The sequence below is a fragment of the Rhizobium sp. ERR 942 genome, from assembly GCF_007828395.1.
In the GTDB taxonomy this organism is placed as follows: domain Bacteria; phylum Pseudomonadota; class Alphaproteobacteria; order Rhizobiales; family Rhizobiaceae; genus Rhizobium; species Rhizobium dioscoreae.
Window position 1 is genome coordinate 161,967 of the sequence record NZ_VIUA01000009.1, and the last position, 19,339, is coordinate 181,305.

The 19,339-nt window shown below is 58.8% G+C and carries 17 protein-coding genes; 13 read left to right on the forward strand and 4 right to left on the reverse strand.

The features are described from left to right. Nucleotides 1-24 precede the first annotated feature (24 nt). Nucleotides 25-1,650 carry a TIGR04028 family ABC transporter substrate-binding protein gene (locus tag FBZ97_RS29690; RefSeq protein WP_145323208.1) on the reverse strand — a complete coding sequence of 542 codons (1,626 nt, stop codon included), beginning with the start codon at nt 1,648-1,650 and terminating at the stop codon, nt 25-27. Nucleotides 1,651-2,050: 400 nt separating this feature from the next. On the opposite strand from FBZ97_RS29690, the gene FBZ97_RS29695 reads away from it, so the two are divergent. From FBZ97_RS29695 to FBZ97_RS29710, 4 genes are all read left to right on the forward strand, one after another. Beyond that, nucleotides 2,051-2,248, forward strand: a complete 198-nt coding sequence (locus FBZ97_RS29695; protein WP_145323210.1) for a hypothetical protein — start codon at nt 2,051-2,053, stop codon at nt 2,246-2,248. A 12-nt stretch (nt 2,249-2,260) separates the two neighbouring features. Beyond that, nucleotides 2,261-2,455, forward strand: a complete 195-nt coding sequence (locus FBZ97_RS29700) for a hypothetical protein (protein WP_113331247.1) — start codon at nt 2,261-2,263, stop codon at nt 2,453-2,455. Between the two features lie 139 nt (nt 2,456-2,594). After that, nucleotides 2,595-3,440 carry a VOC family protein gene (locus tag FBZ97_RS29705; protein ID WP_113331248.1) on the forward strand — a complete coding sequence of 282 codons (846 nt, stop codon included), beginning with the start codon at nt 2,595-2,597 and terminating at the stop codon, nt 3,438-3,440. A 115-nt stretch (nt 3,441-3,555) separates the two neighbouring features. After that, nucleotides 3,556-4,587: an NADP-dependent oxidoreductase gene (locus tag FBZ97_RS29710; RefSeq protein ID WP_145323212.1), complete on the forward strand. Its 1,032-nt coding sequence runs from the start codon at nt 3,556-3,558 to the stop codon at nt 4,585-4,587. Between the two features lie 33 nt (nt 4,588-4,620). On the opposite strand, the gene FBZ97_RS29715 is transcribed toward FBZ97_RS29710, so the two are convergent. Continuing rightward, nucleotides 4,621-5,973, reverse strand: a complete 1,353-nt coding sequence (locus FBZ97_RS29715) for an FAD/NAD(P)-binding protein (protein WP_113331250.1) — start codon at nt 5,971-5,973, stop codon at nt 4,621-4,623. A gap of 475 nt (nt 5,974-6,448) precedes the next feature. Continuing rightward, complete coding sequence (locus tag FBZ97_RS29720) at nt 6,449-7,366, reverse strand: LysR family transcriptional regulator (protein WP_113388559.1); 918 nt, start codon at nt 7,364-7,366, stop codon at nt 6,449-6,451. A gap of 94 nt (nt 7,367-7,460) precedes the next feature. Between FBZ97_RS29720 and FBZ97_RS29725 the strand changes: the two genes are divergently transcribed. The 3 genes from FBZ97_RS29725 (at nt 7,461) to FBZ97_RS29735 (ending at nt 11,575) form a co-directional block, all read left to right on the forward strand. After that, the gene (locus FBZ97_RS29725; RefSeq protein WP_113388558.1) at nt 7,461-8,258 is read left to right on the forward strand and encodes an NAD(P)H-dependent oxidoreductase; all 798 of its coding nucleotides are present in this window, start codon (nt 7,461-7,463) and stop codon (nt 8,256-8,258) included. Nucleotides 8,259-9,536: 1,278 nt separating this feature from the next. Further along, complete coding sequence (locus FBZ97_RS29730) at nt 9,537-10,280, forward strand: YoaK family protein (protein WP_113388676.1); 744 nt, start codon at nt 9,537-9,539, stop codon at nt 10,278-10,280. 158 nt (nt 10,281-10,438) lie between these two features. Next, complete coding sequence (locus FBZ97_RS29735) at nt 10,439-11,575, forward strand: ROK family transcriptional regulator (RefSeq protein WP_113388557.1); 1,137 nt, start codon at nt 10,439-10,441, stop codon at nt 11,573-11,575. Between the two features lie 15 nt (nt 11,576-11,590). Here FBZ97_RS29735 and FBZ97_RS29740 read toward each other — a convergent pair whose 3' ends face one another. Beyond that, a complete protein-coding gene (locus tag FBZ97_RS29740) occupies nt 11,591-12,637 on the reverse strand; it encodes a Gfo/Idh/MocA family oxidoreductase (RefSeq protein WP_113421158.1) in 1,047 nt (348 codons plus the stop codon). Nucleotides 12,638-12,912: 275 nt separating this feature from the next. Here FBZ97_RS29740 and FBZ97_RS29745 point away from each other — a divergent pair, with 275 nt between their 5' ends. From FBZ97_RS29745 to ugpC, 6 genes are all read left to right on the forward strand, one after another. Next, nucleotides 12,913-14,211 (forward strand): extracellular solute-binding protein, encoded by a 1,299-nt coding sequence (locus tag FBZ97_RS29745; protein WP_113388556.1) that lies wholly within the window; start codon nt 12,913-12,915, stop codon nt 14,209-14,211. Nucleotides 14,212-14,278: 67 nt separating this feature from the next. After that, nucleotides 14,279-15,208, forward strand: a complete 930-nt coding sequence (locus tag FBZ97_RS29750; protein WP_113388555.1) for a sugar ABC transporter permease — start codon at nt 14,279-14,281, stop codon at nt 15,206-15,208. Continuing rightward, the gene (locus tag FBZ97_RS29755) at nt 15,205-16,047 is read left to right on the forward strand and encodes a carbohydrate ABC transporter permease (protein ID WP_092716672.1); all 843 of its coding nucleotides are present in this window, start codon (nt 15,205-15,207) and stop codon (nt 16,045-16,047) included. Before FBZ97_RS29750 ends, FBZ97_RS29755 begins: the two co-directional genes overlap by 4 nt. A 40-nt stretch (nt 16,048-16,087) precedes the next feature. Beyond that, nucleotides 16,088-17,326, forward strand: coding sequence for an ROK family transcriptional regulator (locus FBZ97_RS29760; RefSeq protein WP_113352975.1), 1,239 nt, complete (start codon nt 16,088-16,090; stop codon nt 17,324-17,326). Nucleotides 17,327-17,357: 31 nt separating this feature from the next. Then, nucleotides 17,358-18,212, forward strand: a complete 855-nt coding sequence (locus FBZ97_RS29765; RefSeq protein WP_113388554.1) for a sugar phosphate isomerase/epimerase — start codon at nt 17,358-17,360, stop codon at nt 18,210-18,212. Between the two features lie 21 nt (nt 18,213-18,233). Then, the gene (ugpC, locus tag FBZ97_RS29770; RefSeq protein WP_113421149.1) at nt 18,234-19,295 is read left to right on the forward strand and encodes a sn-glycerol-3-phosphate ABC transporter ATP-binding protein UgpC; all 1,062 of its coding nucleotides are present in this window, start codon (nt 18,234-18,236) and stop codon (nt 19,293-19,295) included. Nucleotides 19,296-19,339 lie beyond the last annotated feature (44 nt).

Here is a 19,339-nt window from a genome sequence, read left to right on the forward strand (position 1 = left end):
CCACGCCGGGCCAGCCCCTTTTCATCAATGTTCAGCGAGCCAGGTGCTGTAGAAGGACGGACGTCCCACGGCCTCGAATGCAACCCCCTTCACGTAAGGCGCGCCAGCGAAGACCTGCGGCTCCTCGAAGAAGGGGATGACATAGGCCTGATCGAGCAGATATTCCTGCGCGGCCTTGGCCGCCGCCAGTCGCTTGTCGCGATCCGTCTCGGAGGCGACGGTTTCCAGGGTGCCGTTCAGCTTGTCATCCGAAAAAGTCGCCTTGGGATTGAGGCCGCCCTTTTGCAGCAGGGCATCGCGATTCTTGGGATAGAACTGGCTCTTGATGACATCGGGATCGGCGCGGCCGACCTCAGCGACGACCAGCGGTGTCCTTGCTGGATCGACATTGTCGGTCACCAGATTTCCCGAGGTTCCGGCAAGAACCTGCAGCTTGACACCGAGCTTGGCCCATTGCTGCGCGACGAGCTGCAGCACGGCCTTGTTCTGCGGCTGGGGCAAGGATTCATAGACGGCAAGCGAAAGTGGCTTGCCATCCTTCTCGCGAACACCGCTCGCGCGCTTCTTCCAGCCTGCCTCATCCAGAAGCTTTTCAGCAAGAGCCGGATCGTAGGTCAGCTTCGACGACAAATCCGTGTAGCCGGCCGCGGCCGACGAAATGACCGATTTCGCCTGCGGATAATTTGCCGAAAACAGCGTATCGACGATTTCCTTGTTGTTGGTCGCATGCAGGAGCGCCTGGCGAACCCTAATATCGGCGACGAGCGGATTGTCCGGACGGAAGGCGACGCTGTCGTTCACGCCGCGGGTCGGCGCCGCATAGATCGCGAAACCCTGATCGGACACCTGCTTCTCGTCATAGGCCTGCAGCTGACGGATGAAATCGGCCTGGCCGGAAAGCAATGCGCCGATGCGCACGCTGTCCTCGCCGGTGATGATGTACTTGATCCCGTCCAGATAGGCCCGGCCCTGATGCGCCAACTTGTTTGGACCCCAGTTATAGTCTGTCCGCGCTTTCAGCGAGAGCTGCTTGCCGAGCGTCTCGCTTTCGACGACAAAGGGGCCGGACCCGATGATCTTCGTCGCATCGCCGAGCTGGTCGAAAGGCAATGCCAGCGTCTTTAGGGAAACCAAGCCCGATCCGATCACGGAGGTTCCTTGCAGGAAACCCGGAGACGGCTTCTTGAAGTAGAACTTGACCGTATAGGGATCGACGACTTCGCTATGATCGTAGTTGTTGATGACCTCGGAAACCGGCTGCTTCAGCTCCTTGTTGCCAAGGCCGAACGTATCATAATTCTTCGCCACGGCATTGGCGTCGAGCGGAGAACCGTCGGAAAATGTCACGCCCTTGCGGATCTTGAACGTATATTCCGTCGCCTTGTCGTTGACTGTCCAGGATTCGGCGATCCACGGCTCGATATCGAGCGTCTTCGGGTTCTGATAGGTGAGCTTGTCGGTGATCTGGTTGAGAATGCCACCATTCGGATAGAAGCCGCCCGCCGGCGGGTAAAGGTTCGTATGCGCCTGCTGTTCAAGATAAATCAGCGTGCCGCCCTTGACCGGCTGGTCATCGGCGAATGCCGACGGCGCCACCAATAGCCACACGCTTAGTAAACTTGCCGCCTTGAATTTGGCTTTGATGCCCATTGTGTAAGCCTCTGTATGAAAACGCGCATCAAACTACGGCAAACACCAAGCTATCTATAGAATTAATATTCTAATTTGATCGCAAGTCAGGAAACGAACGCGCGGGTATATCACGAGGTTGAATAGGCGGTGGCTCCTTGATGGGGTTGGCATCCGCTTGAAGCGAGCGGCGCGATATTCGGACGTTTAGAAACAATTTCACAATCTCCAATGCACGTTCCTCAATACCCTTCAACCTCTTCTACTAGAATTGTTTTCCCCTATCGCCCGACTATTTGGCACCGCCGCGAATAGCTCACCGCATCTTTTACATATATAATCCACTAAATTAATGGACTAATCGAACTTAGAACGCCGCCGATCGTTCGTTCGGAAGAATCCATTTCAAGGGGTGATGAAAATGACCAGACAGGTGATTGAATATGCCGGCATTCCGGTGGGCATCGTCGTTCCGGACAAGGGCGCGCTAAGGTTCATCGCGGTCAAGTTTCACGTCTATGACCTTGACGGCCAACATTTTGCCGCCGCCTCCGACGTGCTGCAAGCAATCCACAAGTTGGTATCCACAACGTCTGGCAATCTCAACCGAGCCGCGTAAAGGAGGCATATCATGAGCAGGCTGCGTCGTTTCTTTCGCCTCTCGGCACAACGCGACGAGATCGAGACAAGGCTGCTGGCGCAAGAATATCGGGCGCTCATTCTCGATGATCTTGTCGATGACGGTACTAGCCATGAGCTGCAATCGAAATCCGTCGAACTATCTCATGAGATCGGTTCGCATCGACGTCAGCCTTACCGTGGATAGCCAATCCTGTTCGACGCATTTCAGCAGCCGCTCCCGTTCGGCCCGCGAACACGGTTGCTGATGTGATCACCAAAGCCGCGGCATGCCGAATGCGGCGCAAAGACCGCAATTTAACATACCTCTATGTCGGGAGCCCCCAATGGCTGTTACTGCCCAACCCCTCATCCTCGATCACGCCGTCATTGGCGTCCTTGATCGGCTGGACGAGGCCGCTGCGATCTATCGCAAACTCGGCTTCGCGCTGACGCCACGAGGTTACCATACCCTGGGCTCCATCAATCATCTTGCCGTGTTCGGCGAGAACTATCTGGAGCTACTCGGATTTCCGCCTGACAGTGATGACAAACGCACCGATCTCTGGTCTTATCCGATCGGTTTGAACGGACTTGCCTTTCGAACCACGGACGCAGCCAGCCTGCAACGCGAATTGGGCGATGCCGGCAAATCCGTCACCGAATGGCGGGACTTCTCGCGCCCTGTCAACGTGGGAGGCATAGAGAAGTCAGCCAGTTTCCGCACCTTCCAGATCGGCAAGGAGGCGATCTCCAATGGCCGCTTCTTTTTCTGCCAGCACAATACGCCGGAGCTGGTGTGGCAGCAGAGAGATCAGAGCCACCCCAACGGTGTTCTCGATATCGTCGATGTCTTCATCGTCAGCCGCGCTCCCGAAGCGCTAACCGAACTGCTAGGCGGATTTGCCGATACCGCCGCGCCTGAAATCAGCAGGGACGGCATTGTAATTCACGCCGGCATCGTCACACTTCATATCCTGTCCGAGGTTGACGCCGCCTCCCGGTTCGGCTCCGCCATTCCGGCAAGCTTTGACGGTAACGAAAGAAAAGTGGCGCTCGGACTGAAGGTACGATCGGTTGAAGCAACCGCAGATGTGCTGGCGCAAGGAGGCTTTTCGCCTCGCGCCTTCGAGGGCGGCCTGCTTGTTGATGCCGATGCCGCCAATGGAGTCGCACTATGGTTCAAGGAATGAGTTTGAAGACCGACGCTCACACACGGTGATACGACACGAACTTCGGACGGCTGCAACTGAGATTACGAAATCCTGCATCGCGTTCGGAAGCAGAACTTGAGATAAGGAATTCCACATGGCCAATCAGCCCGTCACCACCCGCATCGTGCTTGCCTCCCGTCCCGTTGGAAAACCGGTCGCGGCGAACTTCCGGCTTGAACGGGAAACCTTGCGGGATCTCGACGAAGGCGAGGTCCTTCTGCAGATCCTTTATCTTTCCCTCGACCCCTATATGCGAGGCCGGATGGACGACGCGAAATCCTATGCCACGCCGGTCGAGATTGGCGGCGTGATGGAAGGAGGAACCGTTGCGCGCGTGGTCAAATCACGCAATACGGAGTTCACGCCGGGAGACATCGTCCTCTCCCATTCCGGCTGGCAGAGCCATGCGATCTCAAACGGCGCGGGATTACGCAAGCTTGACCCGAATGCGGCGCCGATCTCGACGGCACTCGGCATTCTCGGAATGCCGGGCTTCACCGCCTATGCGGGGCTGCGCAATATCGGGCGGCCCAAGGCGGGAGAGACATTGGTCGTGGCCGCCGCCAGCGGCGCGGTCGGCTCGGCCGTCGGGCAGATCAGCAAGATCTTTGGTGCGCGAGTAGTTGGTATTGCAGGCGGCCCGGACAAATGCCGTTATATCCGCGACGAACTCGGCTTCGATGCCGCGATCGATCACCGGGCCGACGATTTTCAAGCCCGGCTCGCGTCTGCTTGCCGGAACGGCATCGACATTTATTTCGAAAATGTCGGCGGACATGTCTGGAACGCGGTGTTTCCATTGCTGAACGATTTCGCGCGCGTTCCGGTCTGCGGACTGATCGCGCATTACAACGAAGACCCGTCCACTTCGCGTGGATCGGACCAATTGCCTGCTGTAATGCGCGCCATCCTGAGAAAGAGCCTGACCATCCGGGGTTTCATACAACGCGAATTTGCCGATCAACGCCCCGATTTCTATCGAGAAGCCGGAAAATGGATTGCCGAGGGGCGCCTCAAATATAAGGAGGACATCGTGGATGGGCTCGAAAACGCTCCGGAAGCTTTTCTCGGGCTGCTGGAAGGACGGAACTTCGGTAAGCTGATCGTGCGTGTCGCACAGAGCTGACCGCCAGCTCTCAAGTCGGCGGATATCGATCCTTCACGACAATCTATCCGCAATCGCCTCGGCAACCTTTCTTGCCTGCACGCGGATATCCGGCACGGCGGTAATTTCCCAGAATTGGCCAGCGGTCAGCGCGCCAACGGCATAGATGATTGCTTCCTTGCCGCTCGAGCCAGGGATGCGTGAGCGAGCATCGACCACCAATCCGAGACCAAGCGGATCCGCCTCGATCAGGCCTTTGCGCTGCATCTCCTGCAGCAATGGGGAATGCGCGATGCCTGCTCGTTCCATGCCAGTGCAATTCACGATCCAGTCCGCCTCGATGGATGCTGTAAAGCTCTCGCCGCGAGGCCGGTAATGTACGGTTAAAGCCTTGGTTTTCTCGACATTCCGCAGATGGCCGGCTCGGATCGAAACCTGGCCGTTTTGCAGCATCCTTTCAAACCGCCGGAACACATCCGGAGCAACACGATGACGATGAATGTTCCACCACGGCAAGGCATGGCGTAAAAAGCGACGGCGCTCGATCTCCGGCAATCTCGACCAGAGAGCTTGCGTCTTCGGGCGTAAGCCATCCATGACCCTGCGCCAGTCCCCCGCATCTTTGCTCTCGCGACGGAGAACATGCAGGAGTTCACTCATCCGCGTGGGCAAGGCTTCGACGTCGATATCGACCGCCGACTTGGGATGGCTGACATGATCGTGCGGAACGAGGCCGCGCCGTGACAATACGATTATCTTGCCGGTGAAACCGTGGGCAAACAGTGCCAAAACCTGATCGATCATCGTCAGTCCCGAACCCAAGATACAGACCGTATCGGCCTTACCGACCCGTCTCAACCATGACAGCCGCCATGGATTTTCGATGATATGGGAGCGCACGTCCGCGGATAGTCGGGAAACATCAAACGGCAATGGTGCATTGCCAACGCCGAGACAGAGCACGACGCTTCGCCCGGCGATCTCATTGCCGTTGTCCAAAATAAAGCCGAGCGCGGAACCGTATCGCTCAACGCATCCCGTCGCCTTGGCCTTGATGAAGTCGACTCGACAACGCTGTTTCCTGTTGCGCAGCAAAGCGGCCAAACTGTCTCGAATATACAGGCCATAGTCCTGCCTGGAGGCGAAATCTCCCGCGTCCAGCGGCCGCTTGCGTTCCCGCAGCCATTCGACAAAGGCATTCGGACGATCCGGAAACAAGCTCATGCGACCGGCCGGCACGTTCAGCCGATGCAAGTAGAGTTCTGTCCGATAGGCGGTCCCGCGACCAAAGCCAGGATCGTCGCCGACAATGGCGATCGATGCCGTTTCAGGGAGCAGCTCTACGAGATTGCAAACGGTGGAAATGGCGGAAAAACCAGAACCCACGACAACGGCATCATAGATCATCGCTGGCCTTTTCCGCTTTCGAACAGAGGCAAGACAATTACCGATATCTCCCTTTCACTGATCTAGGGCAGATCATTTCCGATCCAACATGTGATGGTGGCATTGCGGGGGAAATATTGGGTGCGCCCTAGGCGCTCCGGCTCGGGACGCGGGTCTGGCTTGGCGGCAGCCGACGAGATTGTTTTCCTCCTGCCGCCCACTTTCGGTCCTGCAGAGAATGTGCGGCTATGACCAAATCCCGCTCAGACGGTGGCCCCGAGTCTCGGCTGGCCGTCGACCGCATAACGACGGATGTCGAGATCGCGAAAGGCTTGTCCAGATTTCCTCTTGATGAAGACCGCTGCCTCTATGCCATCTCCGCCGCGGCGCCAGATTCAAATTACGCTCCACGCCATATGGCGGAGTCTTCGGAATCGGCAAACCGTTGCGCCATTTTGCGCGCCCTGCTTCAGGCAGCGTTTTAACTTCTTGCCCCTTACCGCTCTATACCAGGGACCCGGAGCATTCCCTCTGCCAGAAACTCGACCAGCAGCCGGACACGCGCGATGCCGGTTCGTTCGGGCGCGATAAGCATATTCAACGGCACGGCCGGTGGAGCGTAGTCAGGCAGCACCGTTTCGAGCCGGCCGTCCGCGAGAAGGTCGTCCACCAGCCAGATATGAGCGGGGCCCAGGCCGCGACCCGCGATAAAGGCTTCGCGCGCGGCGAGCCCGTGATCAACGCGCAGATGCCCGCTGAAAGGCACGAGGTGGCGCGTGCCTCCCGCCCGCTCAAGCGCGAGAGATTCGCTTCCGGCAACGTTCGACATGCGAACGCCCTCATGGTCCTTGAGCTCCTCGGGTGTCGCCGGCCGGCCACGGCTTGCCAGATAGGCGGGAGAGGCGACGAGAACGCGCCGGCTTTGACCGATCGCCCGCAGCTTCATCGAACTGTCGGCGAGCGGACCGAGGCGCAGTGCGATGTCCACGCCTTCGCGGATGAGATCAACGCGTTCATCCGTCAGGCTGAGGTCGACTGCGATGTCCGGGTAGCGATCCTGAAAGGCGAAGACCAGACGGCTGACATGCCGGACGCCGAGCGCTGCCGTACAAGAAATGCGAACCGAGCCGGCGGAGACGCTCCGCGCGCTTCGCGCTTCATCGGTCGCCTGTTCCAGCAGGCGCAGGATTTGGATGGCATTGGCATAATAAAGTCCCCCTTCCTCGGTGAGCGTGACACGACGGGTCGTGCGGCTCAACAGTGCCACGCCAAGGGCTTCTTCAAGCTCACGCACATGCCGCGTGACACTGGACTGGCCAATGTTCAACTCACGCGCCACAGCCGACAAATTGCCGCGTTCGGCGACGCGGACAAAGGTGCGAATGCGTTCGAGCGTGATGTCCGATCTATCCATTATTCGGCATTATCCTATCCATCCCTGCTATATAACGCATTAGCGGAACATGGCCTAGCTTAGGGAGAGTTTTCTTCAACAAGCAGGTGTCACCATGAATGTGCTCATCGTCTTCGCTCACCCCGAACCTAAATCCTTATCGGCATCGTTACGTGATGTTGCGGTCCAGGAGCTGGAAGCAGCCGGCCACACGGTAGAGGTTTCCGACCTACATGCCATGCGCTGGAAATCGGAGATCGACCGCGCGGATTTCCCGTCTTTGGCTCCCGACGAGCGGCTTATGCCGGTCGCCGCTTCCAAACATGCCTTCAGCGGCGATACGCTGACGGACGATGTCAAAGGGGAGATCGAAAAGCTTCTCTGGGCTGATGCATTGATCCTGCAGTTTCCGCTCTGGTGGTTCGCCATGCCGGCCATCCTGAAAGGTTGGGTCGACCGCGTGTTTGCTTATGGGTTCGCCTATGGCGTTGGCGAACACAGCGACAAGCGCTGGGGTGATCGCTATGGAGAGGGAACCTTGGTCGGCAAGCGAGCCATGTTGATCGTAACCGCAGGGGGGTGGGAAGAACACTACGCTCCTCGGGGAATCAACGGTCCCATCGACGATCTTCTATTTCCGATCAATCACGGCATTCTCTACTATCCTGGCTACGATGTGCTGCCGCCCTTCGTGACCTATAGTACCGATCGCTTCGACGACGCCCGCTTCGAAGCCGCTGCGAAACATCTGCGCGATCGGATGCGAACGCTCGAAACAACAAGCCCCATTCCTTACAGGAGCCAAAATGGCGGGGATTACCATATTCCGACCATGCAACTCCGGTCGGAACTGGGCGGTCAGAGGGCATCAGGCTTCGCACTTCATCGAAAAGATGTGGCTGCGTCCAGGTAATGCGCTCGGTGCTATCAACTCCTATTCGTGGAGTTGCTCAGCATCGCGTGGGTGCCGAGTGCTCGAAGCAGCAGATGATGGCAACGAAGGCGACCGGATAGTCACACCGTCGCGGGTCAGGTGTTGACGACGGACGGCTTTCAATCGTCGCAGCCGACGCATACCGACTTGCGGAAAGATAATGGGCGGTCGGCGAAGAGGAATGGTTGTGATCCTTTGTCAGGAACGCGCTGATACTCAACGCATGACCTCGGGCCGCCTTCGGGGTCTCGCTAGCGGCTGGCCTTGACAGCAAGGGATGAAGCGCCCCTCCGGCGGGAGGTCACTGTCCATGCGGCATCGAGCGAACGCCGATCCAACGCCTGATTATTCGCCCTGTCACCGGAGGTTGGTCCGATGACAGGGCAGACCGCCGACGGGTGGCAGTGGTGTCGGCGACCGGGGGCAGTCATGCACTATCCGAATAGAGCTGCGTTGAACACGGACCTTAGTCTGATGGCGAGTAAGCTTCTTTTCCGGCACAACGTGTGAGGCGGAATTTGGTGGGCGTGTGCCCCTTCGGATTAGTTGCAATTGCAGCTTTTCATCCATCAACTGTGATGCTGTTGAAGGGCGTGGTTGCGGCCGCGGAGTCGAACCGCCTGTTTCGGCTTATTTGCACCGACGAGCGCACCGGCGCTCTTAGCCGCATCTCGCTTGGCTTGCTGGCTACAATCAGAAGTCTACGACCGATGCGACAATTTTCCAGTTGTCAAATAGTACTAAATCATGTGCGCCTTCCGCGCTAACAATTCCTTCTTACGCGCCCAATCTCAACCTGAGCGTTCGGTTTATATGCATCGATTGCGGGAGGGGGCCTCCTCTCGACGCTGCACATCCAGGCATCTGATACCGCTTGACATTCTAAACCGTCTGAACGAAAGCAAGCTCTCTTGATGGACCACCCATACAACCGAAAGAATTGCGGTTCTGGAAGGCAATCCAATGCCGCCGATGAGAGCAGCCACACTGAGGCGAGGATGTGGCGGCTTGGTCCATGTGGCATCTTCACGCAAAGCCAAAAGCCCGCTTGTGAGAGCGCTGCGTCGAGTAGTAGGGTAAATCGTCATCGTTTCGGATATGTTGGCCCGCGTGGAATCGTCATACCCGATCCCGCAATACCCGGAGGCAAGGAGGCATGATGGTTCCCAGTCCGGTTTGGAAAGATGTCGGCCTGAAATCCAGAAAGGAGCAAAGACTTTCGATGCCTTCAATCCGCAACCGCCAACAGTGGCTTCCATGCTTGTAAGACAAGGCACCCATCGCAACGAGAAAATTGACCGCCATCTGGCTGCGTCCCTTGCGGCAATTGCGGGCGCATTGAATGCGTCCGCCTTCTACGCTGTCGGCTTCTTCTCAGCCAACATGACGGGAAATGTATCGACCCTGTCCGATCATCTTGCCGTGGGACAGTGGCTGTCGAGCCTGCTTTACGGCGGGATTGTCATCGCCTTCATCCTCGGGGCCGCGACTTCGACGCTGATTGTCAACGCGGGACAGCGGCGCAACGTACATGCGATCTATGCTTATAGTATTTTGACCGAGGCCATCTTGCTTGCCGCGCTCGGCTGCGCGGATCTATGGCTTCTCGCTGCTTGGCGCACGCCGGTTCTCGTTCTCGGGCTTGCATTCCTGATGGGGCTCCAGAACGCGGTCGTCACCCGCATCTCGGACGCCAGGGTTCGCACCACGCATGTTTCCGGCATGGCCACGGATCTGGGCATAGAGCTAGCCATTGCCCTGGACGCCTTGCGAGGACGTGAGCAGGCTCCGGAGGCGCGGCGCAATCTGAGCAAACTACAATTGCATCTTTACACGATCGTCTCGTTTCTTCTCGGCGGCGTCCTGGGAGTGTTCGCCTACCGAGCCATCGGTGGCCACCTTCTCCTATTGGCTGCGGTTTTGTTGACGCTAATCGCAGTGGATGCGATTTTACGCGCACGAAAAATAGCGGCCGCCGGGGTCGAACCACGAACCTCATGACTCTTTTTAGGGATGCTTGCATTCCGAAAGTCACTTGAAACAAGGGCGGTTGCGGCCCTAATAAAATCAAGAATTTGTACGGACCGGTTGGAAAATAGTCAGGGGCATTGTCATTTGTCCGCGATATACCAGCGGCAAGGTACGCAAGGAAATCGGTAATGCGGTATCTTCGATCCGGGCCACGGTGGCGCCAGCCGGAGGAGACGGACGTTACGCGGGGCAAGACACTCGGTCTGCGGTCGGGAGAAATCGCCGACAGAAATATTCGCGTCATCCTGGAGGCGATCCGGCGCCACGGCCCTTTGACCCGCATGGAGCTCGGAAAACATTCCGGACTGACCGGGCCGGGAATCACCAACATTCTGCGCCGGCTTGGCGACGAAGGGCTGGTGACATCGCATCGGCGAAATGGCGCCGGCGGTGGGGCGACCTCCACCGAATTTGCCCTGCGGCCAGAAGGAGCCTTCTCGATCGGCGTTCGTGCCCGTCAAAATCGAGGCGAAGCGGTTCTCGTCGATCTGAGCGGCCAAGTTCACGACCGCGTTTATTTTCCCCTCGCCCGGGCAAGGAGGGTCGCATCGATCCTTTCGGCGATCGAGGACATGATCGGCCATCATACCGACTTGCCGATCATCGGCCTAGGTATCGCCTCGAATGACTGGAGCCCGGAAGAAAGCGAGCAGTTGGATGCCGCATCGAAACTTCCGCGCAGCCATGTCGAGAACGAATGCGCGGCAAGCCTGCTCGCCGAGCGCACGATCGGCACACCGGCGCCGAAAGGCGGGCTCGCGATGATCATCATCGATGAGGATGTCCAGGCCGGGTTCCTCGTTCGTGGCGTTCCCTATTCGGGCGTTCATGGGCGCGCGGGCAATATCGGCGACATGCGCACCGGCCCCGACAATATCCGCCTGAATACGGTCGTCGGCTTCGATGCGCTACGCGGATTGTTGAGCGAAGACGAATTCCGGCACCTTCTGGCGGGCAAGGAGCCATATTCCCCGCTGATAACGCAGTGGATACGCGAGGCGGCAAGCCATCTGCTCGACCCGATCATCGCGATTGCCGGCTTCATCGCGCCGAGCGTGATCATGATCGGCGGCGACCTGCCGCGCGACGTTATCGAGGCACTGATCCATCAGCTTTCCGTTGAGCGCCGCGACACGTCGAAACGGCCATTCCTGACGCCCTGGATTTCGCCGATGAAGCCGGCAAGTTTCAGCGGCGGCGGCGTGGCGCTGGGGGCGGCACTCCTGCCCTTCCTCAACACTCTTTTGCCGCCGGTCTCCGGCTGAATCTCGCTTCTGGATTCAGGCAAGCGCCTCGTCTTTATGGCTGATGTCCGAGGCGAGTGCCTTGTCCAGGACCTTCTGTATATTTGCCGCCCGGCGGAAGGAGGGTTCCTGGGTCTTGCCCATCCTGACGGCCTGAACGAAGCGCTGGTAGTTCGTCTCAACGTCATCAAAGTGGATATCACGCCATGTTGCCGTGTGAACGTCTTCACCGAGACAGGCGCGGAGCGTCGATTTTCCTGTGTCGTAGATCATCTCGATCGAACCGGTCTCACCGTAGACCCTCAGGCGCAGCTGGTCCATCTGCCCCGCGGCGGTGCGCGTCGCCTGGATCGTGCCGATCGCTCCGCTCGTGAAGTCGACATTCATTGTGAAGCTGTCATTCGCATCGAGATCATATTCGCCGATCTTGTCGCCCGGCGCCTTGCTGAAGGTCTTCAGCCGCGCGAAAACATGAGCGACGTCAAGTCCGGAACCATAGGAGGCGAAGTCGACGATATGGATGCCGATGTCGCCGAGCGCGCCGTTCGAACCATGCTTCCTGCTGAGGCGCCACAGCCACTTGCTCTCCGATTTCCAATCTCCCCAATGCCGGCCAACGAGCCAGCTCTGCAGATGAGAGGCTTCGACATGCCTCACCTCACCGATCTCGCCGGCGAGCACCATCTGCCGGCCCTTTTGCAAGGCAGGCGAATTGCGATAGGTGAAATTCACCATGCCCACCTTGCCGGCTTTCTCGATAGCCTCGGTCATTTCCATCGCCTTGGTCGCGTCTGTCGCAAGAGGCTTTTCGCAGAAGACATGCTTGCCGGCAGCAATCGCCTGCAGCGTCGTTGGGTGGTGAACAGCGTCAGGCGTTACGTTGGCGACGGCATCGAACTCCCCCCAGGCGAGCGCTTCCTCAAGCGAGCCGAAACGATTGGGGATGGCGTGTTCCGAGCAAAAGGCTGCCAGCCGCTCAGGAACGACGTCAACGCCGCCCACGACGCTGACGCCTTCGATCTCCTTGAAACTTGCCGCATGCTTGTTGGCCATTCCGCCAGTGCCGAGAATGAGTAGACGCATCTGATCCTCCATAGATGTCAGGTTTGGCTATTTTCATAACCGAGGCAAAAACCTCATCCCCCACCGCGGATACCCGCGATGGCTCGACTGTTTCGAGGTGGGGAATGCGGCCTGAAGCCGCTAGCTGCTGTCGAATGTCACCAGCATCTCTATCCTCCCGAGCTGCGACTTGACATCAAAGCAAAGTAACTTAATCTAATTAATGCAGCATGGAAATGAGGAGCGGTCAACTGGCCACCATGTTGTATCCGTTCAAAATGGGGAGGAGACCCATCATGAAGAGAGCGTTCGTCAGCGCGCTAGCGCTGAGCACGATGTTGTTTTCAGTGCCTGCCGCATTTGCCCAAGAACTGGCGACAAAGGACAGGATCGGCCTTGCCGACGCGCCGAAAACACTCACTGTCCGGCTCACGAACGATAGTCCGAACAATGCCGATCCGGCGATCGCCGAGGGCTATCGGAAACTCTTCATTGACTTCATCAAGAAGCATCCCGACTGGAAGCTACAGATGCAGTTCATGTCGGCCGATATCGGCACGGAGCAGGCAAAAATGCTCGAACAGGCAAAAGCCGGCAATGCTCCGGATTGCGCCGCCGTCGATTCCTTCGTCCTCTCGCAATTCATGGTCAACCATGTGCTTGCCGACTTCACCCCCTATTTCTCGAAGGACGAAGTCGCGGATCTCTTCCCCTTCATCCGCAACGGCATCACCGACAAGGATCAGACGATCCGTGCCTGGTGGTGGGATACCGACCTTCGCGTCCTCTACCGCAACAAGTCCATTGTCCCCGATGCACCACAGACCTGGGACGACCTGAAGAAGGCCGGTATCGCCTCCGTCAAGGAAGGCATGGAGGGCATCCTCTTCAACGCCGCCCGCTATGAGGGTTCGACCTTCGACTGGCTCGCCAATTACTGGGCGCTCGGCGGCAAGCTCGTCGACGATACCGGCAAGCCGGTTTTCGGTGAGGGCGAAAACAAGGAGAAGTTCCTCAAGGCGCTGACCTATTACAAGGATCTCGTCGATTCCGGTGCCGCGCCCAAACGGGTGACGACGATCGGCAACTATGATGATCTGAACGCGGCGGCGGCTGCCGGAACGACCGCGCTTTTCATCGGCGGCAATTGGCAGCTCGCCCAGTTGAAGGCAACGCTGGATCCGGACGAATTCGCCAACTGGACCTTCTCTCCGATCCCCGGCCCGACGGCAGATAAGCGCTCGACCGGCACGGGCGGCTGGACGATCGCCTCCTTCAGCAAGGATAAAGACAAGGTCGAGATGTGCGCCAACCTCGCGCGGGACGTCTATATGGGGCCGGGCAACGCGCTTCAGCAGCAATTGCCGACGCGCAAATCGCTCTTCGACAAATATGAGGTTTTCGCGACCGAAGCCAACAAGACCTTTGCCGACGCGCTCGCCAACGGCCAGGCCCGTCCGGGTGCGCCGATCTATCCGGAGATCTCCAACCAGATTCAGATCATGATGGGCGACGTCCTATCGGGAACCAAGCAGCCGGAAGAAGCCCTTAACGCGGCATTCAAGGCGACGATGGAGGCTTACAAGCGTCTCTAACGATTGTGATCGCGGCAGCGCCCGCGCGGGCGTTGCCGACAGTGTCAAACCCGGACAGAGAAGCCCAATGACCCCAATCGCCATCGAGGCTGCCACCCGGCCGCACAGCAGATCGTTCATGCGCCGCTTCGCCGGAGCGCCGCTGCCTTGGATCATGCCCGTAATCATCGTCATCGGCATCTTCTATCTCTATCCGGTCATCGACGTGTTCCGTCTGTCCTTCACCAATGCGACGCTGATCGGCGAAAATCAGGATTATACGCTCGCTTCTATTGCGAACATGCTGAGTTCGCCGCAGCTTCCCGATATCCTCTGGGCAACCCTCGTCTTCGTCGGCGGCAGCGTCATCGGCCAGCAGATCCTTGGCCTTGCCGTCGCGGTCGTTGTCGTTCGCGGCGAGAAGCGCGGCCTGTTCGGCACGACGATCCTGAGAACCACGGCGCTCATCGCCTGGGTCGTGCCCGGCATCGCCGGCGGCATCATCTGGCAGATGCTATTTTCGGAAGCACCCTACGGCGCGCTGAACAGCATCTTACGGCTCATGCACCTGCCGACGGTCGCCTGGCTTTCCGATCCCGCCATCGCGCCCTGGTCAGCCCTGATCTCGAACATCTGGCGCGGAACGGCCTTCTCGATGGTCGTCATGTATGCCGCGTTGAAGGCAATCGATCCGTCGCTCTACGAAGCGGCGGAAGTGGATGGCGCGACGGGCCCGCAGCAGTTCTTCTTCATCACCATCCCGCAGCTGCGCGCGGCCATCCTCGTCAACATGATCCTTATTACCATCATGACGCTGAACACTTTCGACGCGATCATCACGCTGACGGGCGGCGGCCCTGGCCGCGCCACCGAAGTCATATCGCTCTATGTCTTCAATATCGTCTTCCGCAATTATGACCTGTCCGGGGGCAGCGTGCTTTCCGTGCTGATGCTCATCATCAGCCTCGGGCTAGCCGTCATCTATGCATCGTTCCTGCCGAAGGAGGATGAACGATGAGCAGGCGCACCGGCACGCGCTTCGGCGATTTTCTGAGCTATCTCTTCATGCTGGCGATGTTCGTCTTCTTCGCCGGCCCCCTCACCTACCTGCTGTCGATGGCGCTGCGCGACAAACGCGAAATCTATCGCGGCGTGGCGCGTTATATCCCGCACAACCCAACGATCGACAATTTCATCACCGTGCTTAATAACAGCTACTTCCCGCTCTATCTCTGGAACGGCTTGAAGCTCGCGGCTCTGAGCGGCTTCGGCGTTCTGATCGTCGCCATGCCCGCGGCCTACGCCTTCTCGCGCTTCCAGTTCCGGGGCAAGGGCCTGTCGATGATGGGGCTTCTGCTCTTTCAGATGATCTCGCCGCTGGTCATCATGGTGCCGCTCTATCGCTATATGAACCGCCTTGGCCTGCTCGATACGCATTTCGCCGTGACGATGGTCTATATCGCGCTCGGCGTGCCGCTCGCGACATGGCTTCTGAAGAGCACGGTGGACGGCATTCCGCGCAGCCTCGACGAAGCCGCGATGATCGACGGATGCAACCGTTTCTCCGTGTTCTGGCGGATCGTGCTGCCGCTGTCGGCACCGGGCATCGCCTCCGTCTTCATCATCACAGTCATTGCCGGCTGGTCGCAATTTCTGGTGCCTTTTCTGCTGCTCACGCAAAACAATTTGATGCCGATCGGCGTCGGGATCTTTAATTTCCGTGGCATGCAAACCGACTCGTCCATCCAGCTGCTGGCGGCCGCCTGCCTCATCTCCGTCGTACCGGCGATCGTGGCATTCCTGTCGCTGCAACGGCTGATCCTTGGCTCCATGACCAGCGGCTCGGTGAAGGGGTGAGGCCGGTTTGCGCGTGCCAGACTGATAAGGAATCCCGAGGATGAACCAACCGACCGGTGTCAAACTGTCTCCCGACCTGACGGGAGCCAATGTCGAGGATGCGGGCGAGCACAATCGAGGCGTCGTTCTGCGTTGCATCCATCGGCAAGCGCCGATTTCGCGCGCCGAAATCGCCCGGCAGACCGGCTTCACCAAGCCGGCGATCGCCCGCATCGTCGATCGCCTGCTCGACGAAGGCCTGATCATAGAAGCCCGGCGGCGCCATGGTCTGAGGGGACAGCCGGCGATCGAGCTTGAGATCAACCCCGACGCCTTCTTCGCGATCGGCATCAACATCGATCGCGACCATTTGACGATCCTTGCCGTCGATGCCGTCGGCAACGTGCGCGCCCGCGTCCACCACGAAAAGCGCTACATCCTGCCGGGCGAATTCATGCAGCTGACCGCCGATGCGATCTCGCATTTCCAGCGCAGCCGCCTGATCGACGATGCCCATCTGGCGGGTATCGGACTCGCGATGCCGGACTGGCTCGGCGAGATCGACTTCCTGGGCAAGCCCGATAATTATGGGGAGTGGATGGAATTCGACGTGCGCGCCGCATTGGAGAACCTGACGCAGCATCCCGTCTTCATCGAGAATGAAACGAATGCGGGAGCGCTTGCGGAGCTGGACTACGGGCTTGGAGCGGAAAGCCGTAGCTTCTTCTATATCGCGATCAATGCGTGCCCCGGCGGCGGGCTCGTGCTCGACGGCGCCGGCCATCGCGGCGCCATGGGCCTGAGCGGCGAGATCGGCTGGCTGCCAATCGCCGATCCGCGCCACAGGGGAGGCCAGAAAGTCGAGCTTCTCGGCGAAATATTCTCGCTCTTCTTCCTCTACAAATTCTTGGGCGAACACGGCATCAAGGCAAGCGTGCCCTCGGACCTCCTCACGCTGGATGCCCGTGGCAGAAAATTGGCCTCCCAATGGCTGAAGGGGATGAGCGCGCATCTGGCCGTCGCGGTCAAGCACATCGGCATGATCGTCGATCCCGATGCCATCATCCTGGGCGGCCGCTTGCCCATCCGCATGATCGATGAACTGCTGCGCTATGTCCACGAGCACCTCGATATGGAGGATACGGCGCTGCCATCGATCCACCGTGCCTCGCTCGGAGAGGACGCCTGCGCGATCGGCGCCGCGGCAATGCCGATGGCGGCAGCCCTCATGCTCGCCTCGGCCGACGAGGTCCAGCGCACGCGTTCACCACTCAAATTCATGGACCGCCTGAACAATTGAATTGGCCCCCGCGGCCGCAGGGAGGATTTTGATGAGGATCGGTTTTTATACGTCGACATTCAACGACAGGCCCTTCGAGGAGGTGGTGGATTTCGCCGCCTCCGCCGGTTTCGATGCGATCGAGATCGATGTCCGCGGCCATATCAAGACGCCGGACAAGGTACGAGCGGCGGTCGCTCTTGCCCGCGACCGCAACCTCTTCGTCTCCTCGATCGCCTTTTTCGGCAATCAGCTCGATGCCGATCGCGGCAAACGCGGCGAACTTCGAACCATCACCGAGGAATTCGCCGACGCGATCGGCGAAGCGGACGTGCCGATCTTCATTATCTTTCCCGGTCGCGACGACAGCGCCGACGAGGATGCCAACTATGAAGATTTCGCCGACTTCGCCAACCGGCTGATCGCCAGGACGACGTCGAGCGGGTTGATCTTTGCGATCGAGAACTGGCCCGGCCCCAAGGACAATTTCATCGGCACCACGCCGAAAGGCTGGCAAGAGCTCTTCAAACGAATTCCCGACAAACGCTTCGGCCTTGAATTCGACCCTTCCCATCTCATCCGCATCGGCGTCGATCCCTATGTCGCCATGGATGCGGTCAAGGATCGCATCGCCATCCTTCATGCCAAGGATACCGCGATCGATGCGGCCGTTCAGCAGGCGGTCGGCTATCATGGCAAGGGGTGGTGGCAATACAAGTTGCCGGGCCATGGACTTCTCAACTGGCCGCGCTTCCTGCGTCAGGCGCGCGCCAATGGCTTTGACGGCACGCTTTCGATCGAGCACGAGGATGCGGCTTTCGGTTGGCCGGGCAAGGATCTTGCTCAACGCAAGGAAGGCGAGCGCCTCGGCCTTGCCTATCTCCGAAAGGTCTTGAACGGGCTTTGATGCTATCCGGGAGGATGGAAAATGGCACATGTCAGAGTGAACAATGCGCGCAAGGATTATGGCGCGTTCAAAGCGATCAAGGGCGTATCGGTCGATATCCGCGACGGCGAGTTCGTCGTGCTCGTCGGCCCCTCGGGCTGCGGAAAATCCACGCTGCTCAGAATGATCGCCGGCCTGGAGGGGATCACCTCGGGCGATATCCAGATTGGCAAGCACATCGTCAACGACCTCGCGCCGAAGGATCGCGATATCGCGATGGTCTTCCAGAACTACGCGCTTTATCCGCATATGACGGTCGCGAAGAACATGGGTTTCTCCTTGCGGCTGAAGCGAATGCCGAAGGCGGAAATCGATCAGCGCGTCGGCAATGCCGCGAAAATCCTCGGGCTTGAAAATCTTCTCGAACGGTATCCGAAGCAACTTTCCGGCGGCCAGAGGCAGCGCGTTGCCATGGGCCGCGCGATCGTGCGCGACCCCGCCGTCTTCCTCTTCGACGAGCCTCTATCGAATCTCGATGCGAAGCTTCGCGTTCAGATGCGATCCGAAATCAAGGAAATGCACCAGCGACTACAGACCACCACCATATACGTCACCCACGATCAGATCGAAGCGATGACCATGGCCGACAAGATCGTCGTCATGAAGGACGGCCTGATCGAGCAATCCGGATCGCCGCTTGAGCTTTATGACCGGCCGGTCAATCTCTTCGTCGCAGGCTTCATCGGTTCTCCCGCGATGAATTTCATCAAGGGCAGCATGACGAACACCGGTTTCCGCACCACCGACGGGCTTATCCTGCCGAGCGAACAATATCCGCCGACTGCCGTAACCTATGGCATTCGCCCCGAGGATATCAAGCTGGTGGCAGACGGTATCGAGGTGGAGACAATCGTCGTCGAACCGACGGGATCCGAAACGATGGTGATTGCCCGCCTCGGCACGCAGACAGTCACCTGCGTGTTCCGTGAGCGGATCAGGGCCGCGCCAGGCGATACCTTGCGCATCGCTCCGGCTCATAACGCCGTCCATCTCTTCGACGAAAATGGGCAGCGTATCGCCGATGGAGGTAGTCCGAGCCACTAATCGTGGCTCCGGGTCAATTGCCAACGGCCATCTTTTACGGCAGG